At 69.5% G+C, this 22,869-nt stretch carries 20 protein-coding genes; 12 read left to right on the top strand and 8 right to left on the bottom strand.

Features of this window, described 5'->3' with window-relative positions; all coding sequences use genetic code 11:
- The 3 genes from ACNJ7K_RS20285 to ACNJ7K_RS20295 form a co-directional block, all read left to right on the top strand.
- Positions 1-975: acetyl-CoA C-acyltransferase (locus ACNJ7K_RS20285; RefSeq protein WP_487042097.1), on the top strand; the 975-nt coding region annotated here is incomplete at its 5' end.
- 105 nt (positions 976-1,080) lie between these two features.
- Complete coding sequence (locus ACNJ7K_RS20290) at positions 1,081-1,440, top strand: DUF3817 domain-containing protein (RefSeq protein WP_120282124.1); 360 nt, start codon at positions 1,081-1,083, stop codon at positions 1,438-1,440.
- A gap of 115 nt (positions 1,441-1,555) precedes the next feature.
- Positions 1,556-2,446 carry a tetratricopeptide repeat protein gene (locus ACNJ7K_RS20295; RefSeq protein ID WP_487042281.1) on the top strand — a complete coding sequence of 297 codons (891 nt, stop codon included), beginning with the start codon at positions 1,556-1,558 and terminating at the stop codon, positions 2,444-2,446.
- 58 nt (positions 2,447-2,504) lie between these two features.
- On the opposite strand, the gene ACNJ7K_RS20300 is transcribed toward ACNJ7K_RS20295, so the two are convergent.
- From ACNJ7K_RS20300 to ACNJ7K_RS20310, 3 genes are read right to left on the bottom strand one after another with little or no spacing between them, the layout of a single operon-like run.
- The gene (locus ACNJ7K_RS20300; RefSeq protein WP_120282125.1) at positions 2,505-3,953 is read right to left on the bottom strand and encodes a neutral zinc metallopeptidase; all 1,449 of its coding nucleotides are present in this window, start codon (positions 3,951-3,953) and stop codon (positions 2,505-2,507) included.
- A gap of 28 nt (positions 3,954-3,981) precedes the next feature.
- The gene (glgB, locus tag ACNJ7K_RS20305) at positions 3,982-6,192 is read right to left on the bottom strand and encodes a 1,4-alpha-glucan branching protein GlgB (RefSeq protein ID WP_120282126.1); all 2,211 of its coding nucleotides are present in this window, start codon (positions 6,190-6,192) and stop codon (positions 3,982-3,984) included.
- The gene (locus ACNJ7K_RS20310) at positions 6,189-8,207 is read right to left on the bottom strand and encodes a maltotransferase domain-containing protein (protein ID WP_487042098.1); all 2,019 of its coding nucleotides are present in this window, start codon (positions 8,205-8,207) and stop codon (positions 6,189-6,191) included. The genes glgB and ACNJ7K_RS20310 overlap by 4 nt, the downstream gene beginning before the upstream one ends.
- A gap of 496 nt (positions 8,208-8,703) precedes the next feature.
- Here ACNJ7K_RS20310 and glgP point away from each other — a divergent pair, with 496 nt between their 5' ends.
- The gene (glgP, locus tag ACNJ7K_RS20315; RefSeq protein ID WP_487042099.1) at positions 8,704-11,280 is read left to right on the top strand and encodes an alpha-glucan family phosphorylase; all 2,577 of its coding nucleotides are present in this window, start codon (positions 8,704-8,706) and stop codon (positions 11,278-11,280) included.
- A 21-nt stretch (positions 11,281-11,301) separates the two neighbouring features.
- Here glgP and ACNJ7K_RS20320 read toward each other — a convergent pair whose 3' ends face one another.
- From ACNJ7K_RS20320 to ACNJ7K_RS20330, 3 genes are read right to left on the bottom strand one after another with little or no spacing between them, the layout of a single operon-like run.
- Complete coding sequence (locus tag ACNJ7K_RS20320) at positions 11,302-13,329, bottom strand: ATP-dependent DNA helicase (RefSeq protein ID WP_455409297.1); 2,028 nt, start codon at positions 13,327-13,329, stop codon at positions 11,302-11,304.
- Between the two features lie 25 nt (positions 13,330-13,354).
- Positions 13,355-13,972 carry a nicotinamidase gene (locus ACNJ7K_RS20325; protein WP_487042100.1) on the bottom strand — a complete coding sequence of 206 codons (618 nt, stop codon included), beginning with the start codon at positions 13,970-13,972 and terminating at the stop codon, positions 13,355-13,357.
- A 5-nt stretch (positions 13,973-13,977) separates the two neighbouring features.
- Positions 13,978-15,309, bottom strand: coding sequence for a nicotinate phosphoribosyltransferase (locus tag ACNJ7K_RS20330; RefSeq protein WP_487042101.1), 1,332 nt, complete (start codon positions 15,307-15,309; stop codon positions 13,978-13,980).
- Positions 15,310-15,378: 69 nt separating this feature from the next.
- On the opposite strand from ACNJ7K_RS20330, the gene clpS reads away from it, so the two are divergent.
- From clpS to rdgB, 7 genes are all read left to right on the top strand, one after another.
- The gene (clpS, locus tag ACNJ7K_RS20335) at positions 15,379-15,735 is read left to right on the top strand and encodes an ATP-dependent Clp protease adapter ClpS (protein WP_159418683.1); all 357 of its coding nucleotides are present in this window, start codon (positions 15,379-15,381) and stop codon (positions 15,733-15,735) included.
- A 24-nt stretch (positions 15,736-15,759) separates the two neighbouring features.
- Positions 15,760-16,338, top strand: a complete 579-nt coding sequence (gene aosR, locus ACNJ7K_RS20340) for an oxidative stress transcriptional regulator AosR (RefSeq protein ID WP_487042102.1) — start codon at positions 15,760-15,762, stop codon at positions 16,336-16,338.
- Positions 16,335-17,429, top strand: coding sequence for a P1 family peptidase (locus tag ACNJ7K_RS20345; protein ID WP_487042103.1), 1,095 nt, complete (start codon positions 16,335-16,337; stop codon positions 17,427-17,429). Before aosR ends, ACNJ7K_RS20345 begins: the two co-directional genes overlap by 4 nt.
- 26 nt (positions 17,430-17,455) lie before the next feature.
- Complete coding sequence (locus ACNJ7K_RS20350; protein ID WP_487042104.1) at positions 17,456-18,082, top strand: rhomboid family intramembrane serine protease; 627 nt, start codon at positions 17,456-17,458, stop codon at positions 18,080-18,082.
- Positions 18,083-18,225: 143 nt separating this feature from the next.
- Positions 18,226-18,987, top strand: a complete 762-nt coding sequence (locus ACNJ7K_RS20355) for a cyclic nucleotide-degrading phosphodiesterase (protein WP_088897424.1) — start codon at positions 18,226-18,228, stop codon at positions 18,985-18,987.
- Between the two features lie 34 nt (positions 18,988-19,021).
- Positions 19,022-19,810 carry a ribonuclease PH gene (gene rph, locus ACNJ7K_RS20360; RefSeq protein WP_159418679.1) on the top strand — a complete coding sequence of 263 codons (789 nt, stop codon included), beginning with the start codon at positions 19,022-19,024 and terminating at the stop codon, positions 19,808-19,810.
- Position 19,811: 1 nt separating this feature from the next.
- On the top strand, positions 19,812-20,429 hold the full coding sequence (gene rdgB / locus ACNJ7K_RS20365; RefSeq protein WP_487042105.1) for an RdgB/HAM1 family non-canonical purine NTP pyrophosphatase: 618 nt from the start codon (positions 19,812-19,814) through the stop codon (positions 20,427-20,429).
- Here rdgB and ACNJ7K_RS20370 read toward each other — a convergent pair.
- Complete coding sequence (locus ACNJ7K_RS20370) at positions 20,426-20,791, bottom strand: DUF3349 domain-containing protein (RefSeq protein WP_120282136.1); 366 nt, start codon at positions 20,789-20,791, stop codon at positions 20,426-20,428. The two genes, rdgB and ACNJ7K_RS20370, sit on opposite strands and share 4 nt — an antisense overlap.
- Positions 20,792-20,931: 140 nt before the next feature.
- Positions 20,932-21,555, bottom strand: a complete 624-nt coding sequence (locus ACNJ7K_RS20375; protein WP_230787769.1) for a TetR/AcrR family transcriptional regulator — start codon at positions 21,553-21,555, stop codon at positions 20,932-20,934.
- Positions 21,556-21,611: 56 nt separating this feature from the next.
- Here ACNJ7K_RS20375 and ACNJ7K_RS20380 point away from each other — a divergent pair, with 56 nt between their 5' ends.
- Positions 21,612-22,853: an oxygenase MpaB family protein gene (locus ACNJ7K_RS20380; protein WP_487042106.1), complete on the top strand. Its 1,242-nt coding sequence runs from the start codon at positions 21,612-21,614 to the stop codon at positions 22,851-22,853.
- Positions 22,854-22,869: the final 16 nt, after the last annotated feature.

The raw sequence follows: 22,869 nt of genomic DNA on the forward strand, positions 1-22,869 counted from the left end.
GCCGGCATCCCGATGGACGTGCCGGCACTGACGATCAACAAGGTGTGTCTGTCGGGCATCAACGCGATCGCGATGGCCGACCAGCTGATCCGCGCCGGCGAGTTCGACGTCGTCGTCGCCGGCGGCCAGGAGTCGATGAGCCAGGCCCCGCACATGCTCGAAAAGTCCCGCGCCGGCTTCAAGTACGGCGATGTGACCCTGCGCGACCACATGGCCTACGACGGTCTGCACGACATCTTCACCGACCAGGCGATGGGCAACCTCACCGAGTCGGCCAACTCGGGCGAGCGCTTCGTCTCCCGCGCCGAGCAGGACGCCTTCGCCGCCGCCTCGCACCAGCGGGCTGCCCGCGCCTGGAAGGACGGCCTGTTCGACGACGAGGTCGTGCCGGTGTCGATCAAGCAGCGCAAGGGCGACCCGATCGTCTTCGCCGCCGACGAGGGCATCCGCCCGGAGACCACCGCCGAGTCGCTCGGATCGCTGCGTGCGGCGTTTGCGAAGGACGGCACCGTCACCGCCGGTTCGGCCTCGCAGATCTCCGACGGTGCCGCCGCGGTCGTCGTGATGAGCAAGGCCAAGGCCACCGAGCTCGGCCTGAGCTGGATCGCCGAGATCGGCCGCCACGGTGTCGTCGCGGGACCGGACTCGGCCCTGCAGTCGCAGCCGGCACGGGCGATCGCCCGGGCCTGCGAGCGTGAGGGCCTCGACCCGACCGAGCTCGACCTCGTCGAGATCAACGAGGCGTTCGCCGCCGTCGGCATCGTCTCTGCCCGCGAGCTGGGCATCGATCCCGCGAAGGTGAACGTCAACGGCGGTGCGATCGCGCTCGGCCATCCGCTCGGCATGTCGGGTGCGCGCATCGTGCTGCACCTGGCGCTCGAGCTCAAGCGCCGCGGCGGCGGCGTGGGCGCTGCCGCCCTGTGCGGTGGGGGCGGCCAGGGCGACGCGCTCATCGTGCGGGTCCCCAAGAACTGACCCTTTTCTCCGCAGCACGCTCACGGCCCCGGCGCAAGCATGCCGGGGCCGTGATGTCTCTCACTGAACTACGGCTTGTCGTAGGCATTTCGGCACAATGGCCGCATGACCAACATCCTCGACGTGTCCACGCCCGCGAAACGGTTCCGGCTGATCGCGATCTGGGAAGCGGTGACCTGGCTCGCCCTCCTGATCGCCATGTTCTTCAAGTGGGTGCTCGGCTACGAAGAGGCCATCGCGATCCCGGGCATGGTGCACGGCGTGGCCGGCTTCATCCCGTTCGTGCTCATCGCGCTCCTCACGGCGCTGTCGCTGAAGTGGGATCTCAAGACGACCTTCCTCGCCCTCGTCTCGAGCGTGCCCCCGTTCGGCACGATCGTCTTCGAGCGCTGGGCCGTGCGCACCGGCCGCCTCGGAGAGCTGTCCGCTCCCGCCACCCGCGAGGACGCCACCACGACCGTCTGACCTCACGGCGACGTCCCCCGGTCCGCGCAGCACGATTCGGACCACTCGTGACAAACTGGTGGACGTGACTCGACCCGGTTCCCGTCCAGCACGTTCTGCCGCCGTCGCCGCGGCGATGTCCGGCGCGGTGGATCTCTCACCGCTCAAGGAGAGGGCCTCCGCGCCGCCACCTCCGCCTCCGTCCGGTGGCGACGGTGCCGCACCCGGTGCCATCGCCCCGATCGTGGACGTCACCGAAGCGACGTTCGAGACCGAGGTGCTGCAGCGATCGATGCAGGTGCCCGTGATCGTCGACCTGTGGGCGACCTGGTGCGAGCCCTGCAAGCAGCTCTCACCCGTCCTCGAGAAGCTCGCGAACGAAGGCAACGGTGCGTGGGTCCTCGCGAAGGTCGACGTCGACGCGAACCCGCGGATCGCGCAGGCCTTCGGTGTCCAATCGGTGCCCACGGTCGTCGCGATCGCGGCCGGCCAGCCGCTCGCCGACTTCCAGGGCGTGCAGCCCGAGCCCGCACTGCGTCAGTGGCTCGACGCCATCCAGAACGCCGTTGCAGGCAAGCTGTCGGGCCCGCCCGGCGCCGAGCCGGAGGAACAGCCCGCCGACCCGCGTTTCGAGGCCGCCGAGCAGGCACTCGAGAACGGCGACTTCGAGGGCGCCGAGGCGGCCTATCAGCTCGTCCTGAACTCCGAGCCGAACAACACCGAGGCGCAGGCCGCGCTGCGGCAGGTGCGTTTCCTGGCCCGTGCGAGCACGGTTCCCGAGGATGCGGTCGAGCGCGCCGATGCCGCTCCGAACGACCTCGAAGCCCAGTTCACGGCGGCCGACGCCGAACTGTTCGCGCAGCAGCCGGAGGCGGCCTTCGGTCGTCTCATCGAGTTCGTGCGTCGCAGCGCCGGGGACGAACGCACCGCGGCACGTACCCGGCTCCTCGAACTGTTCGAACTGTTCGATGCGGCGGATCCGGTCGTGGTGTCGTCGCGCCGCAAGCTCGCGATGGCCCTCTACTGATCCGTACCGATCCGCCCGACCGGCCGCTCACCACTCGTGGTGGGCGGCCGGTGCCGTCTCAGCGGTACCGCCCGCTGCAGGCCGCCTCGCCGCCGAGGACGCCGGTGCGGAAGGCGTCCACCCGGGCGAATCCGCTCGGCACCGTGTTGCCGTTGACGTCGCTCGCGGCCAGTCCGTCGGTGAGCAGGCCCGAGACCGCTTCGTCGAGGTCGCCGGGGGACAGCCACACGAGCACCTGGCTCGGGTCGACGTTCGAGGCAAGGGTGCTGTCCGGGCTCAGCGCGGCACTGATCACGCCCGACAAGCAGGCCGCCCGCAGCGCTGTGCGCGGCTCGGTGAGCGACTGGCCGGCCTCCTTCTGCACCGCGAGGGCATAGCGGGAGGCGACGAGCACGTAGGCGTTGTAGTCGCCGCGGACACCGGGATCGAAGCCGCTTCCCGGCGGGGCGGCCGTACCGCGCTCGCTCAGTGCCTCCATGTCGACGCCCACGGTGTTCGTCGCGGGGCAGTACGACACCGGTGAGGTGGCCCGGGCATCCGAGCATCCGAGGTCGGCGCCCGACAGATCGAGTTGCGGCAGGGCGTCGAGGTCGAAGACCTGGTGGAACGACTCGAAGATCGCCTCGACCGACTCGTCGGTGACCGGCAGTTCGCCGTCGTCGGCGGAGTTGTAGTACTGCGGCAGGTCGGCGCGACGCGACTCGATCTCGGCGGCGTCGATGCGCGCACACGAGCCGGCCCCGTCGGTGAATCCGATCTGCACGGCCGTCACCCGTTCGAAGGCCGAGCCGTGGATCGAGTCGGGGTCGTTCGGATCGGCGTCGCGGAAGAGCACCATCGACGCGAGCACGTTGTTCAACCCGTCGGAAGTGTCGAGCTGGAAGTGCGTCGACCGGCCCTCCGCGACGTGCCGCATGAATGCCCCGGCGAAACAGTCGGCCTGCTGCTCGAACACGATGCCGGGATCGTCCTCGGCGACCAGCCCCGCCGAATGCTGGACGGCGTGCCCGTACTCGTGGGCGAGGACCGTCACCGCGGCCATCGGCCCGAAGCTGTCGATGAGCTGCGGCATGAGGTAGGTGCGGTCCCACCCGATCTCGTCGCCGCCGCTGCAGTAGGCCGCGTTGATGAAGTCGTAGGTGGGTTTACCGCAGAAACGCGGTCCCCGTCGCTCGGACGGATCCCACGACACGATCGTCTCGACCGGGCGGAAGGTGCCCCGGGCGACCGACGCGAACTCCTGACGCCAGTACTCCTCGATGTCGGCGATCGCGTTGCCGGCCAGGACGTCGACGGGACCGCCGTCGGTGTTCTCGATCTCGATGTCCGCATCGGGCACCCCGCTGCGCGGACCCGACGCCCCGGAGGTGACGGGCAGCCCCGCCACGGTGAAGGGGTTGTCGTAGATCGACACCGCCGTTCCTTCGATCCGCTGGGCGCATCCCGCCAGCAGGACGACGGTCAGTGCGGGCACCACCAGTCGCGCGAACCGGTGCGTCCGTCGCATGTCGTTGTGCTCCTGTCGTCGGGCAGCGTCACCTCCGCAACGACAGCCAGATGGCGCCGTGCGCAGGCAAGGTCACCCGAGCCGAGGCGGGACGCCCGTGCCACGAATGTTCGTCCGCCTCCACGGCGCCGAAGTTGCCCGCTCCGTTGCCCTGGTAGGCGGTCGCGTCCGTGTTGAGGACTTCCTCCCACGTGCCCGGTTCGGGCAATCCGACACGATAGTCGCCGTAGGTCGTGCCCGAAAAGTTGTGCAGGCACGCGAGCACCGAGCCGTCGCTGCCGTAGCGCAGGAACGACAGGACGTTGTTGTGCGCGTCGTTGGCGTCGATCCACGAGTATCCGCCGGGCGTGGTGTCGAGCGTGTAGAGCGCCGGATGCGAGCGGTAGATGCCGTTGAGATCGCACACCAGCCGGTGGATACCGGCGTGGAGCGGCTCGTCGAGCTGCCACCAGTCGAGCCCGCGTTCCTCGGACCACTCGGCGACCTGCCCGAACTCCTGGCCCATGAACAGCAACTGCTTGCCGGGATGCGCCCACATGTAGGCGAGCATCGACCGCAGACCCGCGGCGCGTGTGGCATCGTCGCCCGGCAGCCGCGTCCACAGCGTGCCCTTGCCGTGGACCACCTCGTCGTGGCTGATGGGAAGCACGAAGTTCTCGCTCCACGCGTACACGAGCGAGAAGGTGATCTCGTGGTGGTGATAGGTGCGGTGCACAGGATCGCGGCCGAGATAGCCGAGGGTGTCGTGCATCCAGCCCATGTTCCACTTCATGCTGAACCCGAGCCCGCCGACGTTCGTCGAGCGGGTCACGCCCGGCCAGGAGGTCGATTCCTCCGCGACGGTCACGATCCCCGGATAATGCTTGTGGACGGTGGCGTTGAGTTCCTGCAGGAACGCGACGGCCTCGAGGTTCTCGCGCCCGCCGTAGATGTTCGGCGTCCAGCCGCCCTCGGGGCGCGAGTAGTCGAGATACAGCATCGAGGCCACGGCGTCGACGCGCAGACCGTCGATGTGGAACTCCTCGATCCAGTACAGGGCGTTGGCGACGAGGAAGTTCCGTACCTCGGGTCGGCCGTAGTCGAAAACATAAGTGCCCCAGTCCAGCTGCTCACCGCGACGCGGATCGGGATGTTCGTACTGGGGGCTGCCGTCGAAGCGCGCGAGCGCCCACTCGTCCTTCGGGAAGTGGGCGGGCACCCAGTCCATGATCACGCCGATCCCGGCGGCGTGGAGACGGTCGACGAACGCGCGGAACTCGTCGGGAGTGCCGAACCGGGAGGTGGGAGCGTAGTAGGAGGTGACCTGGTAGCCCCACGACCCGCCGAAGGGATGCTCGGCGACCGGCAGCAGTTCGACGTGCGTGAATCCGGTCTCGAGGATGTACTCGGCCAGCTGATCGGCGAGTTCGACGTAGTTCAGGCCCGGGCGCCACGAACCGAGGTGCACCTCGTAGACCGCCATCGGTTCCTGCCAGGGCTGCGCCTTCTCGCGGGTCGCGACCCAGTCGTCGTCGTTCCAGGTGTAACGACTCTCGGTGACCTTCGACGCGGTCGCGGGGGGCACCTCGGTGGCGAACGCCATCGGATCGGCTTTGTCGCGGACGGATCCGTCGCGGCCGTGCACCCGGTACTTGTACAGCGCGCCCGGTTCGACACCGGGAACGAAGACCTCCCAGACACCGCTCGAGCCGAGCACCCGCATCGGGGTGGTGCGCCCACCCCAGCCGTCGAAGTCGCCGGTGACGGTGACCCCGCGTGCGCCCGGTGCCCACACGGCGAAGGACGTGCCCGTCACCGGGCCGTCCGGGGTCTCGTAGGTCCGCGGGTGGGCCCCGAGCACCTCCCACAGCCGTTCGTGCCGGCCCTCGCTCAGCAGGTGACGGTCGAGTTCGCCCAGCGTCGGCATGAAGCGGTAGCCGTCCGCGACGACCTCGACGTGATCGAACGGGTAGGTCACCACGAGCCGGTAGTCGGCGAGATCGAAGACCGGGATCAGGGCGCTGAAGACGTCCTCGCCCACGGGTTCGAGCGGATGGTCGCGACCACCGATCCGCGCGGCGACCTTCTCTGCCCCGGGGCGCAGCGCCCGGATGACCGTCCCCTCCGGATGCGGATGGGCCCCGAGCACCGCGTGCGGATCGTGGTGCTCACCGGCGGCGAGCAGGTCGAGGTCCTCCGGTCGCGGGCTGTGGCGCCGGCGCGGAACATCGGCGCCCGGCGTCTGGGGCGGCACGGTCACGACTGCCTCCTGTAGGCGAGCGTTGTGCGGGTGGGAATGCCGATCGGGGGCAGGACCAGGATGTGCGCCACCGCCCGCCACGGCTCGAGGCGCACGTAGTTGGCCTGTCCCCACGAGTACTGTTCCCCACTCACCTCGTCGTAAACGGGGAAGTGGTCGTGCCAGTCGTGTCCGATCGCCGGCATGTCGAGCCAGACCGTGCCCTGCTCGGCCCCGTAGGGGTTGAGGTTGATCACCGTGAGCACGCAGTCCCCGGTGGACGGATCGAACTTCGAGTAGGCGATCAGCGCGTCGTTGTCGACGTGGTGGAAGGTGATGTTGCGCAGTTGCTGCAATGCCGGGTGGGCGCGCCGGATGCGGTTGAGGGTGGTCAGCCACGGTTCGAGCGACTCGCCGCGCCGGCGTGCCTCGTCGTATCGGCGTGGCCGCAACTGGTACTTCTCCGAGTCGAGGTACTCCTCGCTGCCCGGTCGCACCGCGAGGTGCTCGAACAGTTCGTACCCCGAGTACACACCCCACGAGGGAGCCAGGGTGGCGGCGAGCGCCGCGCGCAGCGCGAACATGCCCGGCCCGCCGTGCTGCAGCGTCTCGTGCAGGATATCGGGGGTGTTGACGAACAGGTTCGGCCTGGCCTCGTCGGCCTTCGCAGCGATCTCGGTACCGAATTCGGTGAGCTCCCATTTCGCGACCCGCCACGTGAAATACGTGTACGACTGCGTGAATCCGCGTCGTGCGAGCCCGTACATGCGGGCGGGGCGGGTGAAGGCCTCCGACAGGAACAGCACGTCGGGATCGGTGCGCTTGATCTCGGCGATGAGCTGTTCCCAGAAGTTCGGGGGCTTGGTGTGCGGATTGTCGACGCGGAAGATGTCGACGCCCAACCGGATCCAGTGCCGGACCACACGCAGGACCTCGGCGTAGATGCCCTCGGGGTCGTCGTCGAAGTTGATCGGATAGATGTCCTGGTACTTCTTCGGCGGGTTCTCGGCGTACGCGATCGTGCCGTCGGGCAGCACGGTGAACCATTCCGGATGCTCCCGGGCCCATGGGTGGTCGGGGGCGCACTGCAGGGCGAGATCGAGTGCGACCTCGAGCTCGAGTTCCTTCGCTCGGGCGACGAAATCGCGGAAGTCCTGCTCGGTGCCGAGTTCGGGGTGGATGGCGTCGTGACCGCCCTCGTCGGAGCCGATCGCCCAGGGCGACCCGACGTCGTTCGGGCCGGCGACGAGAGTGTTGTTCGGTCCCTTGCGGTTGACCTTGCCGATCGGATGGATCGGGGGGAGGTAGACGACGTCGAATCCCATCGCCGCGATGCGTGGGAGATCGGCGGCGGCCGTGGCGAAGGTGCCGTGCCGCGGGGTTCCGTCCTCGTGCCAACCTCCGGTGGACCGGGGGAAGAACTCGTACCAGGAGCCGAACAGTGCGCGGCGACGATCGACGAACGCCGTGAACGCCTTTCCGCGGGTGACCAGCTCGCGGAGGGGATGGGCGCGGAGGATCTCGGTGACGTCGGGGGAGAAGGCCGGGGCGATACGCTCGGCCAGCGATCGATCGGACCGCAGGGACGCAGCGACCGCGAGCAGAGCGGGGCGGTTGCCGCGCGGTGCGCCCTTGGCGGCCTTCTCGAAGATCCGTGCGCCGACCTCGAGATCGTTCGCGAGTTCGGTGGCGTCCTGCCCGGCGTCCGTCTTCGCGGTGACCGCGTGCCGCCAGGTCGCCACCGGGTCGCTCCATGCCTCGACCCGGTAGGTCCACGTCCCGACGCTCGTGGGGGAGAAGGTGGCGTGGAAGGTGTCGGGTTCGGTGCCCGGAACCATCGGGATCCGCACCAGCCTGCCGGCGGATTCGGGGTCGTCGGCCGGTCCTCGGACGGCGAGTGTCGCGGCGATCGCGTCGTGGCCCTCGCGCCACACGACGGCGGAGACCGGCACCACCTCCCCGACGACCGCCTTCGTCGGATAACGCCCTCCGTCGATGGAGGGTTGTACGTCGTCGATGGCGAGCCGACCTGTCACGCTAGCTCCGTTCCGTGCGGGTCCGAGTGGACGAGCAGGGCCGATGGGGGCAACGACCGTGTCTCGAACCACCGTAATGGAGGTCGCGCCGCGGGGCTGTGCATGCGGCGGGACCCGCGAAGGATCCCCTCTGCAGCACCGAAATTATCTGTAACTCAGCGTTCACTTCAATTGATCGGACGGCAACACCCTGCTCCCTACTGTTTGTTCTGCAAGACAACAACAGCCTCCTCGGAGGCACGACGAAGGGAAGAACACATGGGTCTGGTTGCCGGTCTGATCGGAGTCGTCGGAGACCTGCTGCACCTGCTCCTCGGCGGACTCTGAGTCCACCGGCCGACGGGGGGTCGGCCACAGGAGAGAAGGCCCCGCGGTGTGCACGCCGCGGGGCCTCTCCGTGTGCCGGGCGATCCCGTCCGCGACCGGCGTGGATGCGGGCACGTGAGATCGGCCGCCCGGCCGTCACGAAGCGTCCGCGGTCGGTAGTGTTCACCCCGTGAAAGCACTGCGCCGGTTCACCGTACGAGCCCACCTTCCCGAGCGGCTGGCTGCGCTGGGAGCCCTGACGGCCAACCTCAGATGGTCGTGGCACCCGCAGACCCAGGACCTGTTCGAATCGGTCGACCCGGACCTGTGGCGCCGGTGCAGCAACGACCCCGTCCGGCTGCTCGGCGAGGTGCCGCCCGCCCGACTCGACGCGCTCGCCGAGGACGGCGACTTCCTCGCCCGGCTCGACGCCGCCGCCGCCGACCTCGAGCACTACCTCACCCGACCCCGCTGGTTCCAGGAACAACAGGAGCGCGGCACGACACTGCCCGCCGGCATCGCCTACTTCTCCATGGAGTTCGGTGTCACCGAGGTTCTGCCGAACTACTCCGGCGGTCTCGGCATCCTCGCCGGCGACCACCTGAAGGCCGCCTCCGATCTCGGCCTGCCGCTCATCGGTGTCGGCCTGCTCTACCGCTCCGGCTACTTCCGGCAGTCGCTCAGCGCCGACGGCTGGCAGATGGAGCACTACCCCTCCTACGACCCGCAGGGCCTGCCGCTGCGACTGCTCACCGAGGCCGACGGCACCGCAGCGCTCGTGCAGGTCGCCGTGCCGGGCGGACGCACACTCGATGCGCGGATCTGGATCGCCCAGGTCGGGCGCGTCCCGCTGCTGCTGCTCGACTCCGACATCCCGTCCAACGACGAGGAGCTGTGCGGGGTCACCGACCGCCTCTACGGCGGCGACCAGGACCACCGGATCAAGCAGGAGATCCTCGCCGGCGTCGGCGGTGTCCGCGCCGTGCGCGCCTACACGCGCATCCACGGCCTGCCCGACCCCGACGTCTTCCACATGAACGAGGGACACGCCGGCTTCCTCGGCGCCGAACGCATCCGCGAACTCGTCACCGGCGCCGGCCTCGACTTCGACGAGGCGCTCGCCGCCGTGCGGGCCGGCACGGTCTTCACCACCCACACCCCCGTGCCCGCGGGCATCGACCGCTTCCCGATCGATCTCGTGCGTCACTACTTCTCGGGCACCAACGGCGAGAACGAGTCGGCACTGCTGCCCGGCCTCACCGTCGACCGCATCCTCGCGCTCGGACGCGAGAGCAACCCGAACGTGTTCAACATGGCCCATCTCGGTCTGCGCCTCGGCCAGCGCTGCAACGGCGTGTCGAAGTTGCACGGCGAGGTCAGCCGCGGCATGTTCGAAGGACTGTGGCCCGGATTCGACGCCGCCGAGGTGCCGATCGGCTCGGTCACCAACGGTGTGCACGCCCCCACCTGGGCCGCGCGCGAATGGATCGCGCTCGCCAACCGCCTCGCCGGACCCGACCGGGTCGAGGAGGCCCGCGGCTGGGAACTGCTCCAGACCATCGACCGCAAGGAGCTGTGGTCGACCCGCAACACGCTGCGCGCCCAGCTCGTCGCCGAGGTGCGTCGCCGGCTGCGCGAGTCGTGGCTCGAACGCGGCGCCACCGAGGCCGAACTGGGCTGGATCGAGTCGGTCTTCGATCCGAACGTGCTCACCGTCGGGTTCGCGCGGCGCGTGCCCACCTACAAGCGCCTCACCCTGATGCTGCGCGATCCCGAGCGGCTGCGCGCGCTGCTGCTCGACGACGAACGACCCGTGCAGCTCGTCGTCGCCGGTAAGAGCCACCCCGCCGACGACGGGGGTAAAGCACTCATCCAGCAGGTCGTGCGGTTCGCCGACGAGTACGACGTACGGCACCGCATCGTCTTCCTGCCCAACTACGACATGTCGATGGCCCGCTATCTGTACTGGGGTTGCGATGTGTGGCTGAACAACCCGCTGCGCCCGCTCGAGGCGTGCGGCACGTCGGGTATGAAGTCGGCCCTCAACGGCGGTCTCAACCTGTCCATCCGCGACGGATGGTGGGACGAGATGTTCGACGGCGAGAACGGCTGGGCCATCCCCACCGCCGACGGCGTCGACGACATCCGCCGCGACGACCTCGAGGCCGCCGCGCTGTACGAGTTGCTCGAACGCTCGGTGCTGCCGCGCTTCTACGACCGCGACCCCGACGGTGTGCCGGCCCGCTGGATCGAGATGGTGCGCCACACGCTCGAGAATCTCGGCCCGAAGGTGCTCGCCTCGCGCATGGTGCGCGACTACGCCGTCGACTACTACATCCCCGCTGCCGCCGCGGCCGCGAAGGTGACCGCCGACGACTACGCGGGTGCACGGGCGCTGGCCGATTACCGGCACCGCATCGAGGCGGCGTGGCCGGGAGTGCGTGTCGCGCAGGTCGATTCGACGCCGATTCCGGACGTGCCGCAGATCGGCCTGCCGCTGGGGCTGACCGCGCACGTCCAGCTCGGCGACCTGACCCCGGAGGACGTCGAGGTGCAGGCCGTGGTCGGGCGGGTGAGCTCCGACGACACGATCGGCGACCCCGTCACCGTGCCGATGGAACACATCGGCACCGACCCGTTGGGGGAGGAGTTCACCGCGACGGTGCCGCTGCCGCTCGCCGGCGCCGTCGGTTACACGGTGCGCGTGCTGCCCAAGCACGGCCTGCTCGCCTCACCCGCGGAACTCGGGATGGTCGCGCTCCCGTAGGAGACCGGACCCGCCGGGTACTCAGCCGCGCAGACGCGTGAGTGCCCGGCGGACCACCGCCGGATCGGCCGTCTCCCAGAACGGCGGCAGCGACGCGCGTAGATAACCGCCGTACCGCGCGGTCGCCAGACGCGAGTCGAGCACCGCCACCACACCCCGGTCGTCGGTGCTGCGCAGCAGACGCCCGACACCCTGCGCCAACAGCAGGGCGGCGTGGTTGGCGGCGACCGCCATGAACCCGTTGCCGCCGCGTGCCTCCACAGCGCGCTGCCGGGCGACCAGCAGCGGATCATCGGGGCGGGGGAACGGAATCCGGTCGATGATCACCAGCGACAGCGACGGGCCCGGAACGTCGACGCCCTGCCACAGCGACAGGGTGCCGAACAGGCTCGTCGCCTCGTCGGCCGCGAACTTCTCGACCAGCGCGCCGGTCGCGTCGTCACCCTGGCACAGGATCGGCGTGTCGAGACGCTCGCGCAGCGCCTCGGTGGCGGCCTTCGCGGCGCGCATCGAGGAGAACAACCCGAGCGTGCGCCCCTCGGCGGCGGTGACGAGTTCGGCGATCTCGTCGAGGTGCGAGGGCGGCAGACCGTCGCGACCGGGTGGCGTCAGATGCTTCGCGATGTAGAGGATGCCCGCCTTCGCATGATCGAAGGGTGACCCGACATCGATCCCGTTCCACGCGAGATCGCCCTTGTCGGAAGGCGGTTCGGCACCCGAAGCGGAGGTGGTGTCGCTGCGGGCGGGTGACTGCGGTGGCAGACCCCAGTTGACCGCGAGGCCGTCGAACGACCCGCCGACCGTGAGGGTCGCGGAGGTGAGGACGACCGTGGATTCACCGAACAACCGGCTGCGCAACAATCCGCCGACCGACAGCGGCGCGACCCGCACGGTGCGGCGCACGTTGCCGCGGAACTCGTCGGCGGCGAGCCACACGACGTCGGGGCGCTGCGACGGATCGCGCTGCTCGAAGGTCGTGAGCACCCGGACCGCACAGTCGTGCACCTCGTCGATCTCCGCCAGCGCCTGACTGCGGGCCGCGGCGACCTCGGGATCGGTGCCGGGCTTGGCCGGTCCGATAGCCGTGTGCACGGCCCAGGCGGCGTCGCGGATCGAGGCCAACGCGGCCGCGGCGCCCTCGGGCAGTTCGTCCCAGCGACCCGCCGGCAGTTCTTCGAGGAACGACTCCCAGTTCTCGGCGGCACCGTCGAGCCGGTCGATCTCCTCGTCCTCGACGAGCTTGACGCAGCGCCGCGCGGCCGCCGACACCGTGCCCGGCGACAACTCGGCCGTGGCGACGTTCGTGATCCGATCGACGAGTTCGTGCGCCTCGTCGACGACCACGACATCGTGCTCGGGCAGGATCGAGATGCCGGTGATCGCATCGATCGCGAGCAGTGCGTGGTTGGTGACGACCACGTCGACCTGCGCGGCCTCGGCGCGCGCGATCTCGGCGAAGCAATCTTCCCCCACCGGGCACCGCGACTTGCCGAGGCACTCGCGCGCGGTGACGGAGAGCTGACGCCACGCCTGATCGGAGACACCGGGCGACAGGTCGTCGCGGTCGCCGGTCTCGGTGGTGGACGACCACTCCGTCACCCGCCGCACCTCGCGGCCGATGCGCGAGAGGGCGAAGGCGTCGAACAGTTCGGCGTCGGGCGTCTCCTCGGCGAGTCCGGTATGAATCTTGTTCAGGCACAGGTAGTTTCCGCGGCCCTTGAGGATCGCGAAGCGCGGGCGTCGACCGAGCGAAACGGTGAGGGCGTCGGCGAGTCGCGGCAGGTCGCGCTCGACGAGCTGCCGCTGCAACGCGATGGTCGCGGTGGAGACCACCACGGTGCGGCCCGTCTTCACCGCGTACCGGATGCTCGGCACGAGATAGGCCAAAGACTTGCCGGTACCCGTGCCGGCTTGCACGGCGAGGTGTTCGCCGGTGTCGATGCTGTGCGCGACGGCGGAGGCCATCGTCAGCTGGTTGCGCCGCTCCTTACCACCCAGCGCGTGCACCGCGGTTCGCAGCAATTCTGGGACTTCGGGGAGATCCGGCACCGGCACAGGGTATCGGTCCCCACCGTCACCTTCGGTCTGCGACCCCACTACCTGTGACTTCGGTGATATCGGTGTCGCCGGGAAGGTCGGTGACCAGCTCGACACCGGCCTCACGCATCCGCTCGAGGGCGGGGCGGATCGTCGTCTCCGACACCCCCGCGGTGTAGGGCAGCAGCACCCGAGCGCCGAAACCCTCCTCGACCGCATCGAGCGCGGTGGCCCGCACGCAGTGGTCGGTGGCGATCCCGACGATGTCGACATCCGTCACGCCGCGGTCGCGCAACCACGACACCAGCGGCGTGCCCTCGTCGTCGATTCCCTCGAAGCCCGAATAGGCCGCGTCGTCGGCCCCCTTCGAGAAGACGGCCTCGAACCGGTCCGTGCTCAGCTCCGGATGGAAGTCCGCACCCGGCGTCCCGGCCCGGCAGTGCGGCGGCCACGAGTCGACGAAATCGGGTTCGGGAGAGAAATGGTCCCCGGGATCGACGTGATGGTCGCGGGTCGCGACGATGTGCGCGTAGTCGTCACCACGCGCCTGCAGGAACAGGGTGATGTCGGACGCCACCCGCGAGCCGCCCTCCACAGCGAGCGCACCGCCCTCGCAGAAGTCGTTCTGGACGTCGACCACCAGCAATGCGCGCACGGCACTCACTCCTCACGGACGAAGCGGGTGGGGATGGCGGGATCCCCGGCCGAGAGCGTCAGGCCCTCCCAGGGCAGACGCACCATGCCCTGCCGGAGGAACTCCCGGCTCTCCTCCAGAGTAGGCAGATCGCCGACCGCCTCGCCGCCGCGGACCAACGGGATCATCAGTTCGTGGACCTGCGAACCCTCGCCCGGCGGGACCTGCTCGGCGCGGGCCGGATACACGACCTCCTCGACGAGCGTGCCCGTCCGCCGCGCGTACCGGACGGCCCGCTTCGCACCCCCTCGGGACTCCTTCGCCGCACTGCGCTTCTCGACCGCGATGCCGTCGACCTCCACGAGCTTGAAGACCATGCCCGCGGTCGGAGCTCCCGACCCGGTGACCAGCGACGTGCCGACACCGTAGCCGTCGACCGGCTCGGCGCGCAGACCCGCGATCCCGTATTCGTCGAGATCACCGGACATCATGATCTTCGTGCGGGTCGCGCCGAGTCCGTCGAGCTGCTCGCGGACCTGACGGGCGAGCACACCGAGATCGCCCGAATCGATCCGCACGCCACCGAGTTCGGGGCCGGCCACCGCGATCGCCGTGTTCACGCCCTCGGTGATGTCGTAGGTGTCCACCAGCAGAGTCGTGCCCACGCCGAGGCTCTCGACCTGGCTGCGGAAGGCGGACGCCTCGTCGCGGCCCTCCGTCGTGGTGTGCAGCAGGGTGAACGCGTGCGCGGCGGTACCCGCGGCGGGGATGCCGTACCGCTGCGCGGCCTGCAGATTGGACGTCGAGTCGAAGCCCGCGAGATAGGCGGAACGCGCCGCGGCGACCGCAGCTTCCTCGTGGGTGCGCCGTGAACCCATCTCGATGAGGGCGCGGCCGTCGGCGACACTCACCATGCGCGCCGCGGCCGAGGCGATCGCACTGTCGTGGTTGAAGATCGACAGGGTCAGCGTCTCGAGCAGCACGCACTCCGCGAAGGTGCCGCTCACCGACAGGATCGGCGAACCCGGGAAGTAGAAGTCGCCCTCGCGGTAACCGTCGATGTCGCCGGAGAACCGGAAATCGCGCAGCCACTCGACGGTGCGTGGTGCCAGGAAACCGGCTGCGAGTTCGAGTTCGTCCTCGTCGAACCGGAACGATTCGAGTGCCTCGACCAACCGTGCGGTGCCTGCGACGACGCCGTACCGCCGGCCCGGGGGAAGACGCCGGGCGAAGACCTCGAAGACGCACGGGCGGTCGCCCGTACCGTCCGCCAGGGCAGCCTCGAGCATGGTCAACTCGTACTTGTCCGTGAACAGTGCGGTGCCGGAGCGACCGGCACGGAGAATGGCTTCGGGCACCCGATCACTGTAGAGCCACGGCCTCCGAGGCGGGTTTTTCGCGGTGCCCCGACGTCGTACCCTGGGAACATGGCGCCGTGTAGTACGACCACTCCGCTCGACGTCCGCTCGACGGCCGGCCAGGCCGTTCCGGTCATGGCGGGCCAGGCCGTTCCGGCCGAGGCCGAAATCGTCGAGGAGATCGAAGCGGTCGACAGGCCATGGGTGACCGTGGTCTGGGACGACCCCGTCAACCTCATGCACTACGTGACGTTCATCTTCCAGAAGCTGTTCGGGTACAGCAAGGCCAAGGCCACCGAGCTCATGCTCAAGGTCCACAACGAGGGCAAGGCCGTCGTGTCGAGTGGTTCGCGTGACAAGATGGAACACGACGTGCAGCGTCTGCACGCCGCCGGACTGTGGGCGACGATGCAACGCGACGAATGATCCCCACAGGAGGGCCCGACCGACGTGCGGCAGTGGACCAGGAAGAACTCGCTCAGCGGCCCCAAGCTCCGGTCGGAGATGGACGCCCACGAAGCGTCGGTGCTGCGGTCGCTCGTATCCTCCGTGCTGGGCATGCTCGAGGAACGCGCCGGACAGGCCCCGCAGGACGACCTCGCGGCGCTGACCGGTCTGCGCACCGGTAACGCCACCCCGCCCGAGATCCCGGCGCTGCGACGCCTCCTGCCCGATTTCCACCGCCCCGACTCCGATTCCGTCGCCGATGTCGACGACGACGCCGCCGACCTCAACGGTGCGATGCGGAGTCTGCACGAACCGAGCATCATCGACGCCAAGCTCGCCGCCGGTGCGGTCATCCTCCGCACCGTTCCCGAAGGCGGCGGCAAGGTGGTACTCAATCCCGAACAGGCCGAAGCCTGGTTGTACGGACTCAACGACGTGCGGCTCGCGCTCGGCACCACCCTCGGCATCGACGCCGACACCCCCGACGTCCTCGACGACGACGATCCACGTGCCCCGCATCTCGACGTCTACCACTGGCTGACGTGGATGCAGGACTCCCTCGTCCAGGCACTGCAGCCGTGATCGTGCCGGGGCCGACCGATTCGCTGCTCGACGTGGCGGGTCTGAGTGTCGGTCACTGGCAGCGCCTCGACCCCGGGGTCACCGTCGGCACCCCCGAGGTTCCCGGTACGGGCGCCGCCACGGGATGCACCGTCGTGCTCGCCGACCCGTCCGCCGTCGCATCGGTGGACGTGCGCGGCGGGGGACCCGGAACTCGGGAGACCGACCTGCTCGATCCGAGTCACACCGTGCAGCGCGTCGACGCGGTGCTCCTCACCGGAGGGAGCGCGTACGGACTGGCCGCCGCCGACGGCGTGATGCGTTATCTCGAGAAGAACGGCAAGGGGATCCCGATGGGCGCGCCCGGCGCGGTCGTCCCGATCGTCCCCGGCGCTGTCATCTTCGATCTGCCGGTGGGGCAGTGGTCCGCGCGCCCGACCGCCGATTCCGGCTGCACCGCCGCGGCCACCGCCAGTTCCACGCACTTCGACCGCGGCAGTGTCGGCGCCGGCACCGGTGCACGCGCCGGGGCGCTCAAGGGCGGCATCGGATCGGCGAGCGTGCGGATCACGGACGGTCCCGCGGCCGGGGTGACCGTGGCGGCGCTGATGGTCGCCAACCCCGTCGGCTCGGTGTTCGACCCCGCGACCGGCCTGCCCTGGGGTGTCGACGCCGTGCGGGTCGAGGAACTCGGACTGTCGTCGCCCTCGTCGTCGGATCTGGCCGCGGCGCGCGCTCTCGGCAACAAGGGCACCGTCCTCAACACCACGATCGGTGTCGTCGCCACCGACGCACCGCTGTCGAAGGCGGCGTGCCGCCGCGTAGCGGTCACCGGGCACGACGGTCTCGGCCGCGCGATACGTCCCGCGCACTCCCCGCTCGACGGCGACACGATCTTTGCTCTCTCGACCGGCACCGCCGACGTCTCCGACGCCCTCCGCGACGCCCCGTCGATCCCGGCCTTCGCCGCCGAACTGCCGATCCTCGCCGCGGTGTGCGAGGTCGCGGCAGTGGTGGTCGAACGCGCGATCGTCGACGCGATCCTGTCCGCGACCTCTGTGGCCGACATCCCCGCCTATCGCGACGTGCTGCCCTCGGTCTTCGGCCGCTGACCGGGACGTGACGGCAGAATGGTGCCATGACCATTCCCAGCGGTACCGGCGCCGACACCCGCATCCGGCCGATCTGGCAACGTGCCGGCCTGTGGATCGGTGGGTTCGTCGCGATGCTCTACGGCATCGAGACCGTCGATGCCGTGCTCCCCGCCGATCTCGACGCGGCCGGTGTCGAACCCCGCACCGCCGACGGGCTGTGGGGCGTGCTGTTCGCGCCGATCCTGCACGCCGACTGGGCCCACCTCACCGCCAACACCGTGCCCGCGCTCGTCCTCGGCTTCCTGGTGCTGCTCTCCGGCATCGGGCGCGGCCTGGCCGCCACCGCGATCATCTGGGTCGTCGCAGGAGTGGGGACGTGGCTGATCGCGGGCTCGGGCGAGACCCACATCGGAGCGTCGAGCCTGATCTTCGGGTGGCTCACCTATTTGATCGTGCGCGGCGTGTTCACCCGCCAGGCGGGGCAGATCCTGCTGGGAGTCGTGGTGCTGTTCCTCTACGGCGGCATGCTGTGGGGCGTGCTGCCGAGCGAACCGTGGATCTCCTGGGAAGGGCACTTCTTCGGCGCCGTCGGCGGCGTCCTCGCGGCGTGGGCGCTGTCCGCGGACGCGCGTCGCGCCCGCCGCACCACCACCTCCGTCGTGCCGCGCTGACCACCCGCGCCGACAACCCACCGATCGACCGCGCGAAGTGGCCGAACGATCCGCGCGTCACACCTTCCCGGCCACTGTGAGTCTGCGCCGCAATACGCGCGTTGGCTTCATCGAGGGACCTTCGGCATGGCAGCATGGCTGATATGCGCATGACCGTTCTGGGGTGCTCGGGCAGTGTGGCCGGGCCGGATTCCGCAGCCTCCGGCTATCTGCTGACGGCACCGGACACCCCGCCCCTGGTCATCGACTTCGGTCCCGGCGTCCTCGGCGCGCTCCAGCGCCACGCCGACCCCGGTGAAGTGTCGATCCTGCTGTCCCATCTGCACGCCGATCACTGCCTCGACCTGCCCGGTCTGCTGGTCTGGCGCCGCTACTCGCCGTCCCCGCCGCAGGGCCGCGTCCTCACCTACGGTCCCGCCGGCACCGCCCACCGCATCGGCGTGGCGTCCGCGGAGATCCCCGGCGAGGTCGACGACGTCAGCGACACCCTCGACGTCCGGATGCTCGGCGACGGCGAGCAGATCCGGTTCGGGAGCCTGACCATCTGCCCCGGTCGCGTCCATCACCCGCCGGAGGCCTACGGCTTCCGCATCACCAGTGACTCCGGCCGCACCCTCGTCTACACCGGCGACACCGGCATGTGCGATTCGGTCGTCGAACTCGCCCGCGGCGCCGACGTGTTGCTCGCCGAGGCATCGTGGACCCACGCGCCGGGGGAACGCCCCGAGGGCGTGCACCTCTCGGGCACCGAAGCCGGACGCGTCGCAGCCCTCGCCGGTGTCGGCGAACTCCTCCTGACCCACATCCCGCCGTGGACCTCCCGCGAGGACGTCATCGCCGAGGCCAAGGCCGAGTACTCCGGACCGGTCCACGCCGTCACCGCCGGAGACGTGTACCGCATCTGAAAGACCCGTCCCCGGATCGCCTAGGCTCGGACGAGTGACGACACGAGAAGACGGCAGAGCGGACGACGAACTCCGGAACATTCGCATCACCCGGGGTTTCACCAACCACCCGGCGGGCTCGGTGCTCGTCGAATTCGGACAGACCCGCGTGATGTGCACCGCCAGCGTCGAGGAAGGCGTCCCCCGGTGGCGCCGCGGCTCCGGTCTCGGCTGGCTCACCGCCGAGTACGCAATGCTCCCCGCCGCCACCCACACCCGCAGCGGACGCGAATCGGTCAAAGGCAAGCTCGGCGGCCGCACCCAGGAGATCAGCCGGCTCGTCGGCCGGTCGCTGCGCGCGTGCATCGACCTCGCCGCGCTCGGTGAGAACACCATCGCGATCGACTGCGACGTGCTGCAGGCCGACGGAGGCACCCGCACCGCGGCGATCACCGGCGCCTACGTCGCGCTGTGCGACGCGGTGACCTACCTGCGTGCCGCGGGCAGCCTCGCCGACCCGCAACCCATCTCGTGTCAGATCGCCGCCGTCAGCGTCGGCGTGGTCGACGGACGCGTCCGCCTCGACCTGCCCTACGAGGAGGACGTGCGCGCCGAGGTCGACATGAACGTCGTCGCCACCGAGACGGGCACCCTCGTCGAGGTCCAGGGCACCGGCGAAGGCGCGACCTTCCCTCGCTCCACGCTCGACGCGATGCTCGATTCCTCGCTCGCCGGCATCGAGGAACTGTGCCGGATCCAGCGCGAGGTGCTCGCCGAGCCGTACCCGGGCACCCTGCCCGAGCCGGTCGAGGCGGGGGTCGTCAAGAAGAAGTTCGGAGTCTGACATGCGGGTGCTGGTCGCAAGTCGCAACGCGAAGAAACTGCGCGAACTGCAGCGCGTACTCGACCGCGCCGGGATCGAGGGCATCGAACTCGTAGGTCTGGACACCGTCCCGCCCTACCCGGAGGCACCCGAGACGGGGGAGACCTTCGAGGCGAACGCCGGAGCCAAGGCCCGCGACGGCGCCGTCGCCACGGGGATGCCCTGCGTCGCCGACGACTCCGGTCTCGAAGTCGACGCACTGCGCGGCATGCCCGGCGTGCTCTCGGCGCGCTGGAGCGGACGCCACGGTGACGACGAGGCGAACACCGCACTGTTGCTCGGCCAAATGCAGGACGTGCCGGACGAGCGGCGCGGCGCGGCATTCGTATCGGCCTGCGCGCTCGTGGTGCCGTCGGACGACGGATTCGTCACGACCGTCGTGCGCGGCGAATGGCGCGGCAGCATCGTGCGCGAGCCGCGCGGCGAGAACGGCTTCGGCTACGACCCGGTCTTCCTCCCCGAAGGTGAGGAACGCACCGCGGCGGAACTGTCCGCGGAGGAGAAGGACGCACAGTCGCATCGAGGACGGGCACTCGCCCAGCTCGTGCCCGCCCTCGCTGCGCTCGCCGCGAGCCGCTAGCGCGCGCCGGCCTGCGTTCCCGGTTCGGCGGGTTCGGTCGGCTCGTCGCCGCGGGAGAGTTCACCGCCCACGACGGGCCAGCCCGCAGCGACCAGCTGTTCACGGACGCGCTCGACGTCCTGCGGGTCCGGTTCCTCGTGGATCACCCCTGCCACGATCTTCCGCAGGGTGTCGTGGTCGACCTGCCGCTCCGGGTGCTCGGACGCGGTCGCCGCTGCCGTCTCGATCGCCTCGAGGAGTTCCTCGTCGGTGAGACGACGCTTGAGCACGGCGAGCAACGCGAAGTGATCCTTCGCCGGGATCCCCTCGGGATATCCCGCACGCAACCAGTCCAATACCACCCGTGGATTCCAACGCGCCATCGTCGCCTCCTCACTCACCGTCCCGCACGGACCCTTCGAACCGAAGGGTCCGGCGGAAACCCCCTGTCAGGGTCACAGGGTTCCCGCCACGATAGCGAGGAACACCTGATCCGCCCCGTCAGGGCAGTGAATGTCCCCTTTCAGGGCAGTGACATGTCCTGCAGATACGCCGTGACCATGGCAGTGAGTTCGTCGGCCACGACGTCCCGTTCCATCGGGGGACGGTCGAGAACGTAGGAGACGGCCACGTTCTCGACCGTGCGCACGAGAATCCACGCGATCGCCTCCACCGGACGGTCGCCGCGTCCGCGGAGATGGAAACGCAGCCACATGGTGAGCAGGTCGTCGATCCGCCGTTCGAAGGCGGCGAGCCGGCTGTCGGGGGAGCGCGGTAGTTCCTCGATGAGCACCCGCAGCAGGCGCGGATTCTCGGCGAGCGCATCGAGCAACTCACCCATCGTGTCGCGCACCGACACAGGGGTGGGTGGGCCTTCCAGCGCGTCCGCGAAAACGCGCGAAATGCGAGCATGCATCGCATCCGTCCAACGGTCCACCACCTCGGCGACGATGGCGTCCTTGTCCGGGAAGTACTGGTACAGCGAGCCCGGACTGATCCCCGCCACGCGCGCGATGCGGTTCGTCGAAGCTCCCTCGTAGCCGTTGTCCAGCAGAACCGTGCGTCCCGCGGCGATGATCCGCTCGACCATCGCGCGGGAGCGTTCCTGTTGCGGCGCGCGACGCCGACGCCGGTCGCTCGGGCTCATCGCCGCACCGGAAATGCGAATTGAACGCGAGTAACAGCTCGTGTGAACATCGCCTCATGGTGACACAGGAGTTGCTACGGGACGAGAGCACGTGCCCGTACCCCACGCGGTACGAGGGCAATCGGCCCCGCAACGAGCGCATCGGGAGACCGCTGAAGAAGTTCGCCCGGATCCACGAGGTGGATCAGCGCTTGCTCGACCGCATCGGCCGCAGGATGTTCGCACGCGACGAGGTGGGGGCCGCGCTCGTCCACGGTATGCGCCGCGACCGGGACGACCCGCAACGCGTCACCATGAAGCAGTTCCACCGGGCACTGGAACACGGCATCGAGTCCGTACCCGACGCTCCCGCCGCGCTGCGCGAGTTCTTCGCCGTCGTCGACACCGTCCCCGACTGGGTGGACTGGAACCTGCTCGAGCAGGGCGCACGGGCCTTTCGCCGCATGGGCCGCACCCGTAACGACGTGCTGCTCCAGCTGTCGCTCATCGGCGGCTACCGCTTCGGCGGGCCTCCGGACCTCCTCGTGGAGACCGGCGGACTCACCGGATCCACCGCCATGCGCCGCCTCGGCGAGACCCAGAAGTGGGGCACCGCCGTCGGTGAACCCGGTGGCATGCGCCGGAACGGGGACGGCTTCAAGCTCACCGTGCACGTGCGCGCCATGCACGCACTCGTCAACGATCGGTTCGAGAACAACGGCCGATGGGACATCGAGCACTGGGGACTGCCGATCAATCAGACCGACCAGGCCGCGACCCTCGGACTGTTCAACGGCACCCTCCTCCTGGGCGTCCGCGCACTCGGTTACACCGTGAGCCGCGACGAATCCCGCGCCGTGATGCACCTGTGGAAGTACGTCGGCTGGCTCATGGGCGTGGACGAGGAGTGGCTGTTCGACTCCGAACGCGAGCAGCACCGCTTCAACTACCACGTGGTGCTCGTGCAGGACGATGTCACGCCGGCGGGCGCCGACCTGTCCCGTGCACTCGTCGACGGCCAGCGCACGCTCGACTACGGGCGTTTCTCCCGGCTCCGGGGTGCCTACGAGCGACTGCGGTTGCTCAGCATGCTGCGCTTCTTCCTCGGGGAGCAGGGACTCCACGATCTGGGGCTGCCGGTCACTCCGCCCTGGGCGGTCGTCCCGGTCATTGCGACGAACATCGTCAAGTCCCAGGTGCTGAAGAGATGCGTTCCCGGACGTCGGCTGCTCGAGCACCTCGGCGACCGTGCGGCACGCCGCGAACTGGAACTGAAGTTCGGTTCTGCGAAGCCGGACGTGGGCGCCCTGCAGGTATGACGAAAGCGGCCGTGGG

Origin of the sequence: Rhodococcus shunpengi (genome assembly GCF_048381395.1) — a bacterium.
Taxonomy (GTDB): Bacteria; Actinomycetota; Actinomycetes; order Mycobacteriales; family Mycobacteriaceae; genus Rhodococcus.